We start from the raw sequence: 14,632 nt of genomic DNA on the forward strand, positions 1-14,632 counted from the left end.
GGGGCGAGCGCCCCGCCGGTCGCGGGTTGTGCTCAGCGAGAGTGAAAAGGGGGGGGCGCTACGGGACCTGTGCCGGCACGGGAATGGGCGGCCACACCGGTGGCGGCGCGGAGGCCGGCGGCGGGGGCGAGCCGGGCGCGATCACGGGCGCGGGCGGCGGGGTGCCATACGGGGTGGGCGGCTGCCAGGTGGCGGGATCCAGCGAGCCGGGGCCCATCGACTGGAAGAACTCGGTCGAGTTGCGCATGTTCCACAGGTCGCGCAGGAAGTCGAACTGTCCGGTGTTGCCGAAGTTCGCGTTCGGCACCGGCGGGATGGCCGGTGGGCCAGGCCGGAGGCGGCGCCGGCGGCGGGACGTCGCCGGGGGTGCCCGGCGTGTACGCGAACACGGGCGCAGGAGCCGGAGCCCCCGCATCGGGCATCGGCGCGGCGGCGGCGATGGGCGGGGCGGGCGGCAGCGCGGGGTCCACCGGAAGGGGCTGAGCGCCGACCTGGGTGGCGGCAGCCAGCGCGGCGCCGCCCAGAAGCGCGTTCACAGCCGCGAATTTGACTACCTGCACAACGGTCACATCGACGAGGCTAGTGCCTGGCGTTACAGCGCGATACTTTTCGGCCGGCTCAGCGCACCACCAGCGACACGGCCAGCACGAGCATCGTCGCGGCGATCGCCCCGTCGAGCAGTCGCCAGGTCTTCGGTGACGCGAACAGGTGGCGCAGGCGGCGGGCGCCGAACCCCAGGCCGCTGAACCAGACGGCGCTGGCGGCCACCGCTCCGGCCCCGAACAACCATTTGCCGTCCTGGTGTTCGTTGGCCAGCGCGCCGAGCAGGATCACCGTGTCCAGATAGACGTGCGGGTTGAGGAACGTCATCGCCAGGCAGGTGGCCAGCACCGCGGCAAGCCGCGCCGGGGCGGCGTCGGCGGGGGTGAGCGCGCCCGGGGTGAGGGCGCGGCGGGCCGCGAACAGCGCGTACCCGATCAGGAACGCGGCGCCGCCGAACTTCGTGACGGTGACGACGTCGGGATGCGCGGCGATCAGTGCGCCGAAGCCCGCGATGCCCGCGCCGATCAGCAGCAGGTCCGACAGCGTGCACACCGCGACGACGGGGAGCACGTGTTCGCCGCGGATGCCTTGGCGCAACACGAACGCGTTCTGCGCGCCGATCGCGGCGATCAGCGCCATGGTGGTGGCGAAGCCGCTGAGGACGACGACGTAGGCAGGGTTCACGCGTTTGACGCTAGGACTCCCGACCAGTGCAGTACAGCTAAAGATTCTTCACTGTGATTAGCAATGCTTAATCAACTTCAGCACCATGCGCGGTCCGATACGACAACTTTGGTGGCTGGCCGCCTGAAGTCTGGTGCTGCGCTCGTTGGGTTGTCTAGGCAGAGACCGACAAAGTGTGCAGACATTTTGCGGCGCAATGCGGCTCGCCGTTGCGGATAGCATCACTTTGCTTCGATTTGTGCGAACCGTCGACGTAGTGGGCGTTCCGCCATGCGGGTTGAGAGGGCTGGTTTGAGCCAGCGCGCGGCAGCGACCCATCTCGGGACGCTGACATTGCGTTGGCGGTGTTCGATTGCGTTCACCAGCCACGCTGCACACTTATCGGCAGTAACGGGGCGACGTAACGGACCTGGCAATGCTGCCAGCACCGCGCTGAAACCTGTTGAAAACGATTGTGTTTGACGCAGCATCGGGGTGTCGATGAGAGACATGTTTGCCAATCCGACGTCGACGTGGTGGTGGGCTAGTTCGATTCGCAATATGGTTGCGAAGTGGTCAACACCGGCCTTGCTCGCGCCGTACGCGGCCATGCCGGGCACTGCCGTGTAGGACGACACCGATCCCACCACCAGGACGTAACCCTTGGAGTCGATGAGCGACGGCAGAGCTGTGCGGACAGTGTTGAAGACTCCAATTAGGTTGGTTTTCGATGACCTCTCGAAAGGCAGCCGGCTCGACGGTGCTCACTGGCGCCCAGTGCTCGATGCCGGCATTGGCGACGACAACGTCGATTGACCGAATTGTGCCTGTGCGGTCTTGGCGGCTGCCTGCATTGCGTTGAAGTCGGTGACGTCACCGCCCCAGGCAAGGACCTCGGTGCCAAGTTCGCCTGCCAGGGTATGAAGGCCGGACTCGTCGATGTCGACCAGCACTAGCCGTGCGCCGCGCTGGTGCAGGAGTCGCGCCACGCTGGCGCCGATTCCGCTCGCGGCGCCGGTGATCATGACAACCTTCCCGTTCAGCATCGACTCATCATCCAGGCTCGTCCTACGGGATCGAGGCGGCAGCGCTTACGTAGCGGTGCGTCCGCCATCTGCGGGCAGGATCGCGCCGTGGATGAAGCTGGCTTGATCGCTCGCCAAGTAGGCGATCGATTCGGCGATTTCATCGGGAGTGGCCACGCGCCGTGCGGGGGCTTGGCGCATCATTTTGTTGAGTCCGTCTTCACCGAACACGGCTTTGGCGTTGTCGGTCAATGTCGGGCCCGGCGCGACTGCGTTGACCCGAATGCCTTGGGGCCCATATTCGGCGGCCCAACATTTGGTCAAGTGATTGAGCGCGGCCTTACTCGATGCGTAAACCGCTGAGCCGGCGGTACCGAAGGACGCCACCATCGTGGTGACATTCACGATGACACCGTGGCCACGCGAAACCATGGCTGGTGCGAGCGCACCGACCAAGTAGAACGGTGCTTTGACGTTAAGCGCGTAGCAGTCGTCGAAGTCGGCCTCCGGGATGGCTGCGGTGGCACCGAAGGTGGCGATAGCAGCGTTATTGATCAGAATGTCGACGTGGCCGGTGAGATCCAGCGCTTTTGCTGCCAGGGCTTGGCAGCTCTCAGCGTCGAGCAACGAGGCCGCCATGAAGTCAGCAGTACCCCCGGCTGTGCGGATGTCTTCGACGACGCGATTCCCGCGCTCCTCGTCGCGGCCGCTGACAAGCACGCGGGCCCCGCGCTGGGCCAACAGCATTGCCGTGGCCTCGCCGATCCCTCTCGTAGCACCGGTGACCAAAGCGACCTCGCCCACGAAAGACACGCCATTGAGCATAAGCGATGAGCAAATCCTTGTGCTGTCTCGTTTTTGGACACCACGAGACAGCGGTCAGGGGGCATCGGCTCAATCTTGCTCATATACCGGGGTACTCGGCGTGGAGGTCGCCGTCGAACAGTCTCCAGTAGAAGGCGTTCATCGCCGCGGCGGCGGGTGCGTGCCGGGCCAAGATCGCGGCGACCGCCGGTGGCACGTCATCGGGTATGCGACCAGCGGCGCACTGTTGCACGTACCTGTTGCGGGCGACGGGGCCGCCACCGGGCGGGTCCGGCACCTCGCCGGCACTGGTCACCAGCCAGTTCACCAGTCGCATCGCGGCGTAGCCGGCGTCATGCGTGACGTGTTGCTCAGTGAAGTCACGTTCGTCGGCGGACAGGTCGACTACGTGTAGCCGAGCTTCGGCAGCGCGGGGTGGCGTGGTCACGGATCGCCGCGGCGCTCGGCATCACACGGCAGCCGACGTGGGAGCGCTTCACTCGCTCCGGCCCGCCCAGGTGACTGGATTTTCTTGACCTCAGATCTCTAGAAAGCGAGACACCAGGGGCGCATCGCTACGATGGTGTCGACGCGACTGGCGCAGGTGGGACACCACCAGGAAGCAAAACGCGGAAGCATCGAACGCCTGGGTGCTCCTCTCAACTGAGGAGAACTTCGTGAGCGCCGACGTTATCGACGGCATCGCCGTTGCACACCGAATCCTGGCCGACACTGCTGTCCGTGCCACACAGTTCGCCGATATCACGGGCCGAAAGCCGCGCCTCGCGACCGTCCTGGTGGGCGATGACCCCGCCTCGCACACCTACGTGCGGATGAAGACAAACCGATGCCGAACCGTCGGCCTGGACTCCCAAGCACATCGGCTCCCCGAGGCCGCCGCCACTGCGGATGTAGTTGCACTTGTGGCGCAGCTCGCAACCGACAACACCGTGGACGGCATCTTGGTTCAGCACCCTATGCCGCCCCAGATCGACGAACGGCAGGTATGCGAAGCCATCCCCCCACCAAGGACGTCGACGGCGTGACTGGCGCATCGTTCGCAGCAATGGCACTGGGAGACAGGGGATTCGCTTCCTGCACTCCCGCAGGGATCATGCACCTACTCGACGCCTATGACGTCGATCCCGCCGGGCAACGCGCCGTCGTAGTGGCCGCAGCCCCATCCTTGGCAAACCGGTCGGGATGCTGCTCCTGGCACGCCACGCCGGTGACCTACTGCCACTCCAAAACCATCGATCTCGCCAGCGTGGTCAGTGAAGCCGACATTGTCGTCGCCGCAGTCGGCCGGCCCGAACTCATCAAGGGCAACTGGATCAAGTGCGGCGCCGTCGTCATCGACGCCGGCTACAACCCCGGGAACGTCGGCGACGTCGAGTACACCGCGGCCACCCAACGTGCCCGACTCATCACCCCCGTTCCCGGCGGCGTAGGGCCGACCACTATCGCGGTCCTGCTCGCCCAAACCGTCGAGGCTGCAGAGTCCGCTCACAGCGTCGAGTAGAAGCCCGGGACTGCCCCCAGTTTGGTTGACTCCTGACCTGTGAGGGGTCGTCCTTGCTGGGTGGGTCTTGCGCTTGTCGACGCTCAACAAAAAGAACACTGGCTCATTTGCTCGCAGTTATCGTGCTGCGCAGCCCGCGCCTCGCCGTTGCGGCTGAGCATCGGAATGCGGCTAGGAGTCACCAGTCGCCGCCAGTCCCGAGCTGAACAACCGTACGGTAACAGGATTCGACATTTGAATGGCAAGTATCCTTCTGACATCGCTGTGGCACAACGGGAAACCCGCAGCTAGAGCCATAGCAATATGACACGGAGTTTGGCAATCTACATTTTGGCTGTAGGTCGCCATTCTCCGTGTCGTTTTGCCAACTGGAGTGTCGCACGATGTCGTGAACGACATCTTGGATGGCAAAAGGGTGTGACCATTCCGCAGGAGTGTCGGTAGCCGGCTGAGAGACGGCGGTATGGCGCGGCACCGAGCGACAGGACGATGGCGGCGGCCGCAACGAGACGTCTGAGCACTTCTCGAGCGTCGCTGCCTCACCGGTCTGTCGACATCGGCCCGCAGGCGAGTCCGCGGGTCTGAGGGCGGACTCCACTCCGACCTCGGTCGCAGTCGCGGCCTTCTACGGCATGGCGAAATTCAGGGCGCCAGCGCGCTGAGCACCGCGTGCGCGGCGGTGACGCGGGCGGGGATCGGAAAGTTCTTGTTGGCCAGCATCACGATGCCGATGCGCCGGTCCGGCACGAAAGCGGCGTAGGCGCCGAAGCCGTCGGTCGACCCCGTCTTGTTGAACAATCCCGCTGGGCGAATCGATTGCGAGGGAACCGGCGCCGCGGGTTGTGGACCCATCGCCATCTTCGTTGAATTGCCGGCCAGCAACACCTCGACAGGCACCGGGTACGGGTATTGCTCCCAGCCGAGGCCCTGCACCATGGGGCCGACTTCGAAGTAGCCGATCTGGGTGCCCTTCACGGCCTGACGCATCATGGGCTCGAGTTCGTCGGGGTCGATGTTGCGCTCGATGAAGCGGATCATGTCCGCGGCCGTCGACTTGACGCCATACGCCTCGGCGTCGAGAACTCCCGGGTTCACCCGAACCGGCTCGTTGTTCTTGTCGTAACCCCACGCGTAGGAGTTCATCGCTTCTTCCGGCACATTCACGAAGCTGCGGGCGAGGCCGAGACCGGGCATGATCTGCGATTGCAGCAGGTGGGTGAAATCGCCCTGTAGGGCGAGTGCTGCGATGTGGCCCAACAGTCCGATGCTGGGATTCGAGTACTGTCGCAGCTCGCCGGGTGCCGCCCTAGGCTTGAACTGCTGGAAATACGCGACCATTTGTTCGTCGTCGGTGACGGACTCGGGGAACTGTAGCGGTAGGCCGCCCGCGGTGTAGGTGCCCAGATTTGTGAGCCGGGCGTCGTCGAGGGGTGTGCCTGCGCCAATGCCGGCACGTGCTGGCTGGGACGTTCGCCCAGGCTCAACGCTCCTTGCGCCACGGCGTAGCCGGCCAATGTCGCGGTGAATGTCTTGCTCACCGAGCCGATCTCGAACAGGGTGTCCCTGGTGACCGGTGCCTGTGTCTGCTTGGATACGACGCCGAACTCGAAGAAATGCTGGCGGCGATCGACCGTGACGGCCACCGAGATACCCGGCACGTCATAACGGTCGAGCAGCGGTGCGTACGCGCGCCCGACGGCGTCGGCGACCGCATCGGCGACCGCATCGGCTGACGCGGTCGGGGCAGTGCCGATGCTTGCCCCTAACAGGGCCAATACGAAGCAGACCCTGCCGATGATCGACGGTTTTCTGGTCGCTGCAGGGGACACCCCACGATGGTATCGACCGTGGGCAGTCAACCCAACGAGCACACGGTGGAAGTTCGGGGGTTCTGAGGAAGCTGGAGACTGGCGCGCATTCAACCGGGGTCGATACGTTCGACATGGACGTGCCGCTGGCGTCCGCTCACGAGCGCGCGCCGGGACCTCGAAATCGATGGATTGGAACGCAATCTGGGATCCGAAGTGTCCCGTCGGGCGACCGCCGTCCTCAGCTTCACGGCTTACCTGCTCGGCGTCATCGGTGCCGTCATCGCACACAACACGAACGACTCACTTCCACTATGGATCGGTACCGCACTCGCGGTGACCGCCGCCGCGGGACTGTGCGTCTTTCTCGGTTCGATCGTTCACTCCGCCCGCCAAGCGGCGAAGACCGAGGTTGATGAAGACGTGGCCCACGCGTTGATCACCACGTGTGTTGTCGCGACAGTCGCAGACCTGAGTTGGTCTCTACTGGAGGCGTTCGCCGGGGTGCCGCGCCCCACTGGCGCGTGAACGTCTGCCGCCATCATCGGCACGTTTGTCCTGTGCTGGCATGGATTCGACTGGTCGCTACTGCTAACGTCCGCCCGCGCTCACGGATGCGGTAATCGCCGACGCCACCTAAACGATGTGTGCAACCGATTATGTCGAAATAGTTTGTGTGCCGGGTAACTCTGAGTGTCTGCTCACTCACCGCGTCGGATCGATGAGGATCTTGGCGTGGTGCTCGGGATCGCTGAGGTCGTTGAATGCCCGTGCGACGCCGTCGAGGCCCACCGTCGCGGTGTGCAGGGGTGACGGGTCGACCTCACCGGAGGCGATCATGCCGAGGGTTTGACTGAATTCCGCTGGGTCGTAACCGAAGACAAAGCGCAGGTCGATCTCTTTGCTCAGGGCCACAGCTGGTCGGAACGTGTCGACTTCGGTGCACATGCCGACCACTGTCACCAGCGAGCGTAGTGGCGCATTGGCAATGATGTGATCGATCATTCCGGGGACGCCGGCACATTCGAATACCACTGGGCCGCTGGGAGATTTCCCGAGTTGATCGGCACCGAAAAGCGCCCTCTCCACCGATAGCCACGGGATGCGGCGCACGGCTTTGGTCATCTTGAGTGCGAACGCGAGGAGCTCTGGCGTCGAGTTCACCGGATCGGTGATCGTGAGAGCGTCCCAGGGCGATTGAACCTTGGGGTCGACGACCACGTCGGCACCGCACTGCGCTGCGAGCTTGCGCCGCCCGGGCGAAAGGTCGGAGGCGATGACCTCCCTGACACCGGCGGCTTTGAGCATCAGGATCGTTGCCAGGCCGATCGGGCCGCAGCCGATGACGACGGCGGGGCGTTTCTTGCTGATTCCCGATCGGCGGACGGCATGCCGTGCGATGGTGAGCGGCTCGGTGAACGCGGCTCTGTCGGGCGAGACGCCGTCGGGAACGGGGAACGTCAGCGCCTCCTCCACGAGGGTGTATTCGGCATAGCCGCCCGCTGCGTGAATGTCGAAGCCCGTCAGATGCATTCCGGCGTCGGTGTGCAGTATGGGCAGCGCTGTCACCGTCGTACCGGCGGCCCAGCGGCCTCGGGTCTTCGGGCCGTAGGACACCACCTCGCCGAGGAGTTCGTGGCCGAGAATGACCTCCTGGTGCGGAAGGATCGCCGTCGTATAACCCGACTCGAGCATCAACGAGTGCAACTCGGTGGCGTCCTTGGCGGCGTGTAGATCCGATCCACAGATTCCGGTCCGCAGTACTTTGATCAGGATTTGGCCCGGACCCGGTTCGGGTGTCTTCACCTCGCGAACGCTGAGCTCGCCTTCCATGCAGACGATGGCCTTCATCGGGTCGTTCTCCTAAGCATCGATAGCAATGGAGCCTTGAGCGCGAGAGACGCACAGGATCATGTGGTCGGCGCGTTCGTCGTCGGTCAACACGTTGTCGCGGTGCTCAACTTGACCGCCGAGCACCCGCACCTTGCACGTGCCGCAGAATCCCTGCTGGCAGGAGTAGGCCTGTCCTGGTTTGGTGCGCCGGATTGCCGTGAGCGCTGACTCGTCGGACTTGACCAGTACCTCCACGCCCGACGTTGCGAGTTGGACGGTGAACGCCTCCCCGCCGAGGACCGGTGGCGGACTGAACCGTTCGTAGTGAAGTGTGTCGATGTGTGGATCCGGGATCTGTGCACGGATGGCCTCGATCATCGGTATCGGTCCGCATGTGTAGAGCGCGGCACCGGTTGGAGCGAGGGCGATGATCTTGCCGGCGTCAGGTGCGCCGTACTCGTCGTCGGGCCAGATGTGGACGTCGTGGTGGCCCGCGATTTCAGCGATCTCGTCGAGAAAGGGCATGGACGCGCGGTCGCGGCCGGTGTAGATGAGGACATACGGGTCGCCGCGTCGGGCCACATCGCGCAGCATCGGCAGGATCGGTGTGATGCCGATGCCGCCGGCGACGAACAGGTAGCCATGGGGCGAGTTGATGAACGGGAACGCGTTGCGCGGTCCCTTCAACGTCAGCGCCTGCCCGACCTCAAGGGCGTGGACCTCTGCCGAACCGCCACCGCCACCGCGGGTTTCGTCGATCCGGCGAACCGCGATGCGATACGTGCGCAGATCGTCGGGGTCGCCGTTGAGGCTGTACTGGCGCGTCCGGCCGCTGGGAAGCACGACGTCGACATGCGCGCCGGGATCCCAGGCTGGAAACAGTTCGTTGTCGGTGCGGGTGAACCACACCGCCCGGACGTCGTTAGCCTCCTCGCTGACGCGCGCAACCCGAACACGTAGATCACGATCGACGGCGGCCACGGGGAAACGGCCGCGGGCCGAACGCTGTGCGGCTTTGATCCACCATTTCCCGGTTACTGCCTCGAAGAGTCGGAGGATGAAGGCGTCCGGAATTTCGGTCCCGGGTGTGTCGCCAATGGGCTGATCGGCGTTTCGACCTCGATTCGTTTGGTGTGCACTTGCTCTCATGAGGCCTGGGCGTTCGCAAGAGCATCTGCACGCATCGCCGCAGGCGACTTCGCCAGATAGGCGACGGCCTGCGACGTCGAGCCCTCGTGGGACGGGTGATAGGTCGGCAGGAAGTACTTCCACGAGGCTTTCACAAACGTCCCGAGGCCGGGAACGACGTGACGGGCCTCGGCGCTGATGAGCTTGAAGATGCTGGCGCGGGAACGTTTCGCCGAGGCCGGGACGGTGGGGTCGTTCTCCATCATGAACTTTGCCCCGCGCCACCACAGGGAGAAGAGCAGGAGGCCGCCCACCGCATACGTGCGGATCCGGCGCCAGTACCTACCGTCGATGTGCTTGTACACGTCGTAGGCGACGGTGCGATGTTCGACTTCCTCCGCGCCATGCCACCGGAGCAGGTCCAACATCGTCTCGTTCGATTTGAGTGCATCGAGCTTGGGGCAGTTGAGGCTCCAATTGCCCAGCACCGCAGTGAGATGCTCCACTCCGGCTATCATCGCGGCGCGCTCGATCAACCATTCCTCTCGGGCCTGGCCCTCCAGGTCGCGGTCCCCGAGGATCTTGCGGAACAGGGCCTCGATCTCGGCGACGTACGGCCGGACATCGAGGCCGTTCGCGGTGAAGTAGTCCTGGACCCCTTGATGGGAGGCGGCGTGGACGCCTTCCTGGCCGATGAATCCGACGAGGTCCTCGTGTAGCTGGTCGTCCTGAATCATCGGCAGAATCTCGCTGAACACCTTCACGAACCAGCGTTCGCCTTCGGGCAGCAGTAGATGAAGGACGTTGATGTAGTGCGAGGAGAAGCGCTCGCCCGGGATCCACTCGAACGGCAAACCGGCCCAATCGAACTTCACATTGCGGGCGTGAAGTGCGACCCTGCTGGGGTCGCTGTGGCGCGAGGGTGCCGTCATCTCGCATCTCCGTTCGGGTCCTTGAAATCGGTGTTGATGAACTCGGTGACGAGGGTGGTGATCAGCGTGGGGTTCTGCTCCACCACCCAATGGTTGCCCGGGATTTCTCGGGTGTGCAGCCTGTCGACGAACGGTTGTGGTGCTTCGAGACCGAGCGGCACCGTGACGTGGGCGTCGTCCGTCGGGGCAAGCACCTGCACCGGACACACAACGCGATCTGGCCGGGGTCGCAGCAGGTGGCGAAAGTTGGCGCGGTACAGCTCGATTCCATTCACCGCGTCGCGGTGCCGCCGTCGAGCCGGAGGTCGCCGGTCGGCAGGCACGCCGATGCTCTCAGATCGGGAGACCATTTTCTCGACCACGCCGCGGCGTACCAAGGCCTCTGGGAGGAACGGTACTTGGAAGGCGAAGATGTACCAGGAACGGGCGAGTTGACGGAGGAAGTTCCGTGGGTGGCGGTGCCCTTGTCGCAACCAAATGCCGGCGATGTCCAGGCTCGGACCGGAGATGGATGTGAAAGACGCGAGTCTGTCGGCGAACGATGGATCGGTGGCCGCGGACCAGCTCTGGATCGATCCCCAGTCGTGAGCGATCAGGTGGACAGGTGCTTCGGGGCTGGTCGCAGAGATCACGGCGGCGAGATCGTCGCGCAGCTGGGACATCGCGTAGCCGTTTCGGTTGGCGGGTTGCCCGGATGCCCCGGTACCGCGCACGTCGTAGGTGACCACGTGGTAGTCGCTGACTGCCAGAGCGATCACTGGTTCCCAGACGGTGTGGTCGTCGGGAAATCCATGGACGAACAGGGCAGTGGGCCGATCACGGCTGCCGTACTCGTAGATCGCGAGTTTGACGCCGTCGGTGGCATCCGCGAATCGGGTTGGTTCTGCTGGCCGGGTGGCGTTGTTGGCGATGAGTACCGGCGTGGCCTCAGGTGTGGTCGATGCTGTCAGCACGAGGCGATCGGCATGATCCGATGCGGCGGCTGGATCGGAAGCAGGGGTTCTGGGCATGTCGATTTCCGTAGTTCGGCGCTGGTGTGACATTGCGTGCAAGCGTTACAAGCAGGACCCGCAGAAACTTGTCTTCAGGCGACATAGATTTGTCATTTGGCGACAACGACCGTTCCGGTGACCGCGCAGCAGAGGAGTCAGCCTGGTGCGCCCTCCGGATGGATCGGATCCTCCGGGCGGCTGCCACGGCGCCGTCTCAGCAGTGCCCGCGGCGATTCGCCGTACCAACGCCGGCAGGCGCGGGTGAAGCTGCTCTGCTCGGCGTAACCCAGAGCGGAGGCGATCTGGGCCGCCTGCAAGCCAGTGGCGGCGAGCTCCCAGGCTGTCGCCCGTCGGACCTGGTCGAGAATCTGCTCGAAGGTGGTGCCCTCGGCGGCGAGGGCGCGTTGCAGCGTCCGCTCGTGCAGCGACACCGCTCGAGCCACCTGGCTGAGACCAGCCTCGCCGACCAGGAGCAGACGCCGCGTCACGTCGCGGACATGCTCAGCCAATGCCACACCGGAGTGAACGCGGGCCAGGTACTCCTGGGCCAGCGCGAGTGCAGCTTCGTCGCGATCCTCGATGACGCGGCGCAGATGTGCCGGCGGCAGGTGAATGGTGTTCTGGCTCTGTCCGAACTCGGCCGGACAGTCGAACACGTCCAGGTAGGACTCCAGGGGCGCGAGCCGCTCGTGCTGGAACGTGACCTTTATCGGCCGCACTTGCTGGCCGATCATGACGGTGATGGCGTTCATGGCCAGTGCCTGGTTCTTCTCCACCATCTGGCGCCGGTCGAAGTCGTTGAGGAGGATCGTCGAGTACGAGTAGACGGCAGATCCGGGTGACGTGGTCAACCGCGCGGTGTCGGCCGGCGCCAGGTTTCCGACGAAGCGGCAGAAATGCGTGATTGCTTCCCCTACTGTCTCCGCATTACGGAGTATCACGCTCAGCGGTCCCAACGATGCAATGCTTTGCATACCGCCCAGGCGCAATCCGAAGTCGGGACAGTCCAATTCGCGAGCCGCGTGACCAAGGACAGCGGCCGCGTCGTCGTAACGGACATAGCGATCGAAGTCGCCGACCGCGACTGGATCTATGCCATGGGCCCTAAGGAGGGCGTCGGCGTCACCGCCGAGTTCGGTGATGAGCTCGTCTGCCCGCGAGATCAGCGAACCCCGGGTCAAGACGGCCATGCGCACAGTGTCGGGGCAGTGTCGCGCAAAGACAAGTCACGCGAAGTACGGCTGTGCTGGGCGGCCGACTGGCCGGGCGCGAGCCGCAGGCCGGCGGCGAGGTTGACCGCGATCAGATGTGTCAGCCGCAAAGTGCTGGCGCAGGATCGCGGCCTACGCGGTTAACGGCCTTGCAACGAGGGGTGACGGCCTGTGCGCCGCAGGGGGACCCGGGCGGTGCATCGGTGCGCTCGCCTTCTCGGAGAAGTTCGGTGGCGGAGTCCCACAGGTGGCTGTTCGAGTCGGTGCGTTGACAGATCGTAAGGCAAACGTGGGTGAACAGATGACAAATTGCCATCTCGCGCTGCGCCCGTCACGAGAACACACTTCAGGGGCGTGTGCACGGTCGAATGTCCGTCGCTCAGAAAACCTTTGGCGCACGTTCCAGTGCCTTCAACCCTTCAAGGAGTTAATGTGCCGCGATCGTCACCGAGCAAATGGGCAATACTCGCCATTGCCTACCTGGTGCTGCTGGCAGCGTACGTTCCGTTCCTCGGATGGACGCCCAAGCTCACCAGCGTCATGGAAGACCTGTCGTTGAATTACACGCAGGCAGGCGCCCTCTCCTCGGTGGCGGGACTTGCTGCCGGAATCGCCCTGCTCTCCGGTGGCGTGATCACGTCGAAGTGGGGGCCCAAGAACGTCCTCCTGTGGGGCCTGGCCGGTGGGGTGATCGGTCTACTGCTGTTCGCGTACGCGGACAGTTACACGGTCGCCATGATTGCTCGTGTCATCAGCGGCGCCGCAGCCGGATTCCTTTTCGTCGGAACGTACACCGTCGCGGTCAACTGGTTTCAGCAGTCCAAAGAGACCGGTAGGGCACTCGGCATCATGGCAACCGGTGATGGAACAGGGCTGTTGTTCGCGCTGTACATCTTCGCGTCGGTGCTGACCCTGTTGGGTTGGCGTATCGGACTTGTGGCCGGCGCAATCGGTCTCGTCGTGGTGTTTGTGGTCGTTCTCTTCGTCGTCCCAGGGGGCGTGCGGTCGGAAGCCGGCGTGCAGGCCGAAGAGGCTGTGTCGACCGGGACGTCCCCGCGTCCAGGGCTGTTTGCCTCGGTTATGCGCCGCGGCGTGATAATCGCGGCAATTTTCGCCATCGGAACCACGGGCCTGTTCACTCTCCTCGCGGCCTGGATGCCTGCCGTCCTGGTGGAGGGCGCCGGCTGGTCGGAGTCAACCGCGGGTCTGGTTGCATCCTCGTTCGCCGTAGTCGGTATCAGCACCGCGCTACTGGGAGGCTTCGTCTCCGACCGTATTGGTCGCAAACCGGTGTTGGTCGCGGGCGGGTTCGCAGGCAGCCTGGGAGTGGCAGGTACTGCCGTAGCTCTGGTCGCCGGGAACTACTCGATGGTCGCAGTCTGCATTCCGATCATCGGCCTGGGCATCTATCTGGCTTTCCCGGTGGCCGTGGCGCTCGCCGTCGAGTCCACCGAGCCGGAGTACGTCGGCGCCGCCAACGGGCTGGTGTTGGGTTCCGGATACATCGTGGGTGGCTTCATCTACCCGCTCGCGCTGGGCAGTATCAAGGACGCCACCGGCGACTACACCGTCGGGTTCTACTCGCTCACTGTCGCGACATTCATCCTTTGCGCAGTAGCACCCTTGTTCAGCACGAAGAAGGGACAGCCAGAGCAGCCGGCTGCGGGCGACCTGCGCAGCACGGATCGACACGATCTCGAGCCACAGCCGTAACACTCGTGCGCCGGACCGAACCGAAAGCGCGGAACCCACAGCGGTTTCCACTCTGAAAAGACAGGTGCATCATGCAGAAGTTCGAGCTCAACTGGACGCCCTTCGAGCCCGTCGCGCCGGAACGGGTGACGGGGGGACATCCCACTACGCGACTGGCCGAAGGCGTAGCCGGTGACACCCTGAAATCCGGGTTCTGGGAGGTGACACCGGGCCGATTCACCACGGCTCCCAAGGGTTTCGACGAGGTGATTCACATCGTCAGCGGCAAGGGGGTATTGCGGTCCGAGGATGGTAGTTCGGTCGACCTGTCGCCGGGAGTTTCGTTCCTGATGGAGGACGGCTTCGTCGGTGAATGGGAGATCGTTGAGCCGCTTCGGAAGTTCTATGCGAAGGTGCCGACCGCCGACGTCGACTAGAGGGACCGACCACCGACGTCGGCGACGGCGTGGTGAGATGAC

The 14,632-nt window shown here is 64.4% G+C and carries 17 protein-coding genes and 1 pseudogene; 6 read left to right on the plus strand and 12 right to left on the minus strand.

The features are described from left to right. Nucleotides 1-58: 58 nt before the first annotated feature. Entirely contained in the window at nt 59-307 is a 249-nt protein-coding gene (locus C6A87_RS01720; protein WP_311115692.1) for a hypothetical protein, read from the minus strand. 14 nt (nt 308-321) lie between these two features. Between C6A87_RS01720 and C6A87_RS01725 the strand changes: the two genes are divergently transcribed. Then, nucleotides 322-483 (plus strand): hypothetical protein, encoded by a 162-nt coding sequence (locus C6A87_RS01725; RefSeq protein ID WP_311115693.1) that lies wholly within the window; start codon nt 322-324, stop codon nt 481-483. A gap of 135 nt (nt 484-618) precedes the next feature. Here the strand turns inward: C6A87_RS01725 and lysE are convergent, their stop codons facing one another. The 5 genes from lysE to C6A87_RS01750 all read right to left on the minus strand — a co-directional run bounded on the left by lysE (nt 619) and on the right by C6A87_RS01750 (nt 3,483). After that, complete coding sequence (gene lysE / locus C6A87_RS01730) at nt 619-1,227, minus strand: L-lysine exporter (RefSeq protein ID WP_311115694.1); 609 nt, start codon at nt 1,225-1,227, stop codon at nt 619-621. A 221-nt stretch (nt 1,228-1,448) separates the two neighbouring features. Then, the gene (locus tag C6A87_RS01735; RefSeq protein WP_311118150.1) at nt 1,449-1,955 is read right to left on the minus strand and encodes an SDR family NAD(P)-dependent oxidoreductase; all 507 of its coding nucleotides are present in this window, start codon (nt 1,953-1,955) and stop codon (nt 1,449-1,451) included. Between the two features lie 15 nt (nt 1,956-1,970). After that, the gene (locus tag C6A87_RS01740; RefSeq protein WP_311115695.1) at nt 1,971-2,252 is read right to left on the minus strand and encodes an SDR family NAD(P)-dependent oxidoreductase; all 282 of its coding nucleotides are present in this window, start codon (nt 2,250-2,252) and stop codon (nt 1,971-1,973) included. Nucleotides 2,253-2,297: 45 nt separating this feature from the next. Continuing rightward, nucleotides 2,298-3,044 (minus strand): SDR family oxidoreductase, encoded by a 747-nt coding sequence (locus C6A87_RS01745; protein WP_311115696.1) that lies wholly within the window; start codon nt 3,042-3,044, stop codon nt 2,298-2,300. A 91-nt stretch (nt 3,045-3,135) separates the two neighbouring features. Further along, nucleotides 3,136-3,483 (minus strand): hypothetical protein, encoded by a 348-nt coding sequence (locus tag C6A87_RS01750; protein ID WP_311115697.1) that lies wholly within the window; start codon nt 3,481-3,483, stop codon nt 3,136-3,138. 229 nt (nt 3,484-3,712) lie between these two features. Between C6A87_RS01750 and C6A87_RS01755 the strand changes: the two genes are divergently transcribed. Together C6A87_RS01755 and C6A87_RS01760 are read left to right on the plus strand one after the other, a co-directional pair. Then, a complete protein-coding gene (locus C6A87_RS01755) occupies nt 3,713-4,081 on the plus strand; it encodes a tetrahydrofolate dehydrogenase/cyclohydrolase catalytic domain-containing protein (RefSeq protein ID WP_311115698.1) in 369 nt (122 codons plus the stop codon). Between the two features lie 20 nt (nt 4,082-4,101). Continuing rightward, nucleotides 4,102-4,557 (plus strand): hypothetical protein, encoded by a 456-nt coding sequence (locus C6A87_RS01760; RefSeq protein ID WP_311115699.1) that lies wholly within the window; start codon nt 4,102-4,104, stop codon nt 4,555-4,557. Between the two features lie 642 nt (nt 4,558-5,199). On the opposite strand, the pseudogene ampC reads toward C6A87_RS01760, so the two are convergent. Then, nucleotides 5,200-6,356, minus strand: a pseudogene (gene ampC / locus C6A87_RS01765) (class C beta-lactamase). A gap of 201 nt (nt 6,357-6,557) precedes the next feature. Here ampC and C6A87_RS01770 point away from each other — a divergent pair. Then, the gene (locus C6A87_RS01770; RefSeq protein ID WP_311115700.1) at nt 6,558-6,893 is read left to right on the plus strand and encodes a hypothetical protein; all 336 of its coding nucleotides are present in this window, start codon (nt 6,558-6,560) and stop codon (nt 6,891-6,893) included. Nucleotides 6,894-7,070: 177 nt separating this feature from the next. On the opposite strand, the gene C6A87_RS01775 is transcribed toward C6A87_RS01770, so the two are convergent. From C6A87_RS01775 to C6A87_RS01795, 5 genes are all read right to left on the minus strand, one after another. Continuing rightward, nucleotides 7,071-8,216, minus strand: a complete 1,146-nt coding sequence (locus tag C6A87_RS01775; protein WP_311115701.1) for a zinc-binding dehydrogenase — start codon at nt 8,214-8,216, stop codon at nt 7,071-7,073. Nucleotides 8,217-8,228: 12 nt separating this feature from the next. After that, entirely contained in the window at nt 8,229-9,179 is a 951-nt protein-coding gene (locus C6A87_RS01780; protein ID WP_311115702.1) for a PDR/VanB family oxidoreductase, read from the minus strand. Between the two features lie 164 nt (nt 9,180-9,343). Next, nucleotides 9,344-10,258, minus strand: a complete 915-nt coding sequence (locus C6A87_RS01785; RefSeq protein ID WP_311115703.1) for a metal-dependent hydrolase — start codon at nt 10,256-10,258, stop codon at nt 9,344-9,346. Next, nucleotides 10,255-11,268 (minus strand): alpha/beta fold hydrolase, encoded by a 1,014-nt coding sequence (locus C6A87_RS01790; RefSeq protein ID WP_311115704.1) that lies wholly within the window; start codon nt 11,266-11,268, stop codon nt 10,255-10,257. Before C6A87_RS01790 ends, C6A87_RS01785 begins: the two co-directional genes overlap by 4 nt. Before the next feature lie 137 nt (nt 11,269-11,405). Next, nucleotides 11,406-12,440 carry an AraC family transcriptional regulator gene (locus tag C6A87_RS01795; protein ID WP_311115705.1) on the minus strand — a complete coding sequence of 345 codons (1,035 nt, stop codon included), beginning with the start codon at nt 12,438-12,440 and terminating at the stop codon, nt 11,406-11,408. Between the two features lie 453 nt (nt 12,441-12,893). Here C6A87_RS01795 and C6A87_RS01800 point away from each other — a divergent pair, with 453 nt between their 5' ends. Continuing rightward, a complete protein-coding gene (locus C6A87_RS01800) occupies nt 12,894-14,174 on the plus strand; it encodes an MFS transporter (protein ID WP_311115706.1) in 1,281 nt (426 codons plus the stop codon). A gap of 71 nt (nt 14,175-14,245) precedes the next feature. Next, a complete protein-coding gene (locus C6A87_RS01805) occupies nt 14,246-14,590 on the plus strand; it encodes a cupin domain-containing protein (RefSeq protein ID WP_311115707.1) in 345 nt (114 codons plus the stop codon). The last annotated feature ends 42 nt before the right edge of the window (nt 14,591-14,632 follow it).

Source organism: Mycobacterium sp. ITM-2016-00317 (genome assembly GCF_002968295.1).
Classification (GTDB): Bacteria; Actinomycetota; Actinomycetes; order Mycobacteriales; family Mycobacteriaceae; genus Mycobacterium.

What these genes read in the sequence shown, in the direction of transcription:
- C6A87_RS01740 (WP_311115695.1), bottom strand. Translation starts at nt 2,252, where the DNA reads ATGCTGAACGGGAAGGTTGTCATGATCACCGGCGCCGCGAGCGGAATC.
- C6A87_RS01760 (WP_311115699.1), top strand. Translation starts at nt 4,102, where the DNA reads ATGGCACTGGGAGACAGGGGATTCGCTTCCTGCACTCCCGCAGGGATC.
- C6A87_RS01775 (WP_311115701.1), bottom strand. Translation starts at nt 8,216, where the DNA reads ATGAAGGCCATCGTCTGCATGGAAGGCGAGCTCAGCGTTCGCGAGGTG.
- C6A87_RS01785 (WP_311115703.1), bottom strand. Translation starts at nt 10,258, where the DNA reads ATGACGGCACCCTCGCGCCACAGCGACCCCAGCAGGGTCGCACTTCAC.
- C6A87_RS01790 (WP_311115704.1), bottom strand. Translation starts at nt 11,268, where the DNA reads ATGCCCAGAACCCCTGCTTCCGATCCAGCCGCCGCATCGGATCATGCC.
- C6A87_RS01795 (WP_311115705.1), bottom strand. Translation starts at nt 12,440, where the DNA reads ATGGCCGTCTTGACCCGGGGTTCGCTGATCTCGCGGGCAGACGAGCTC.
- C6A87_RS01805 (WP_311115707.1), top strand. Translation starts at nt 14,246, where the DNA reads ATGCAGAAGTTCGAGCTCAACTGGACGCCCTTCGAGCCCGTCGCGCCG.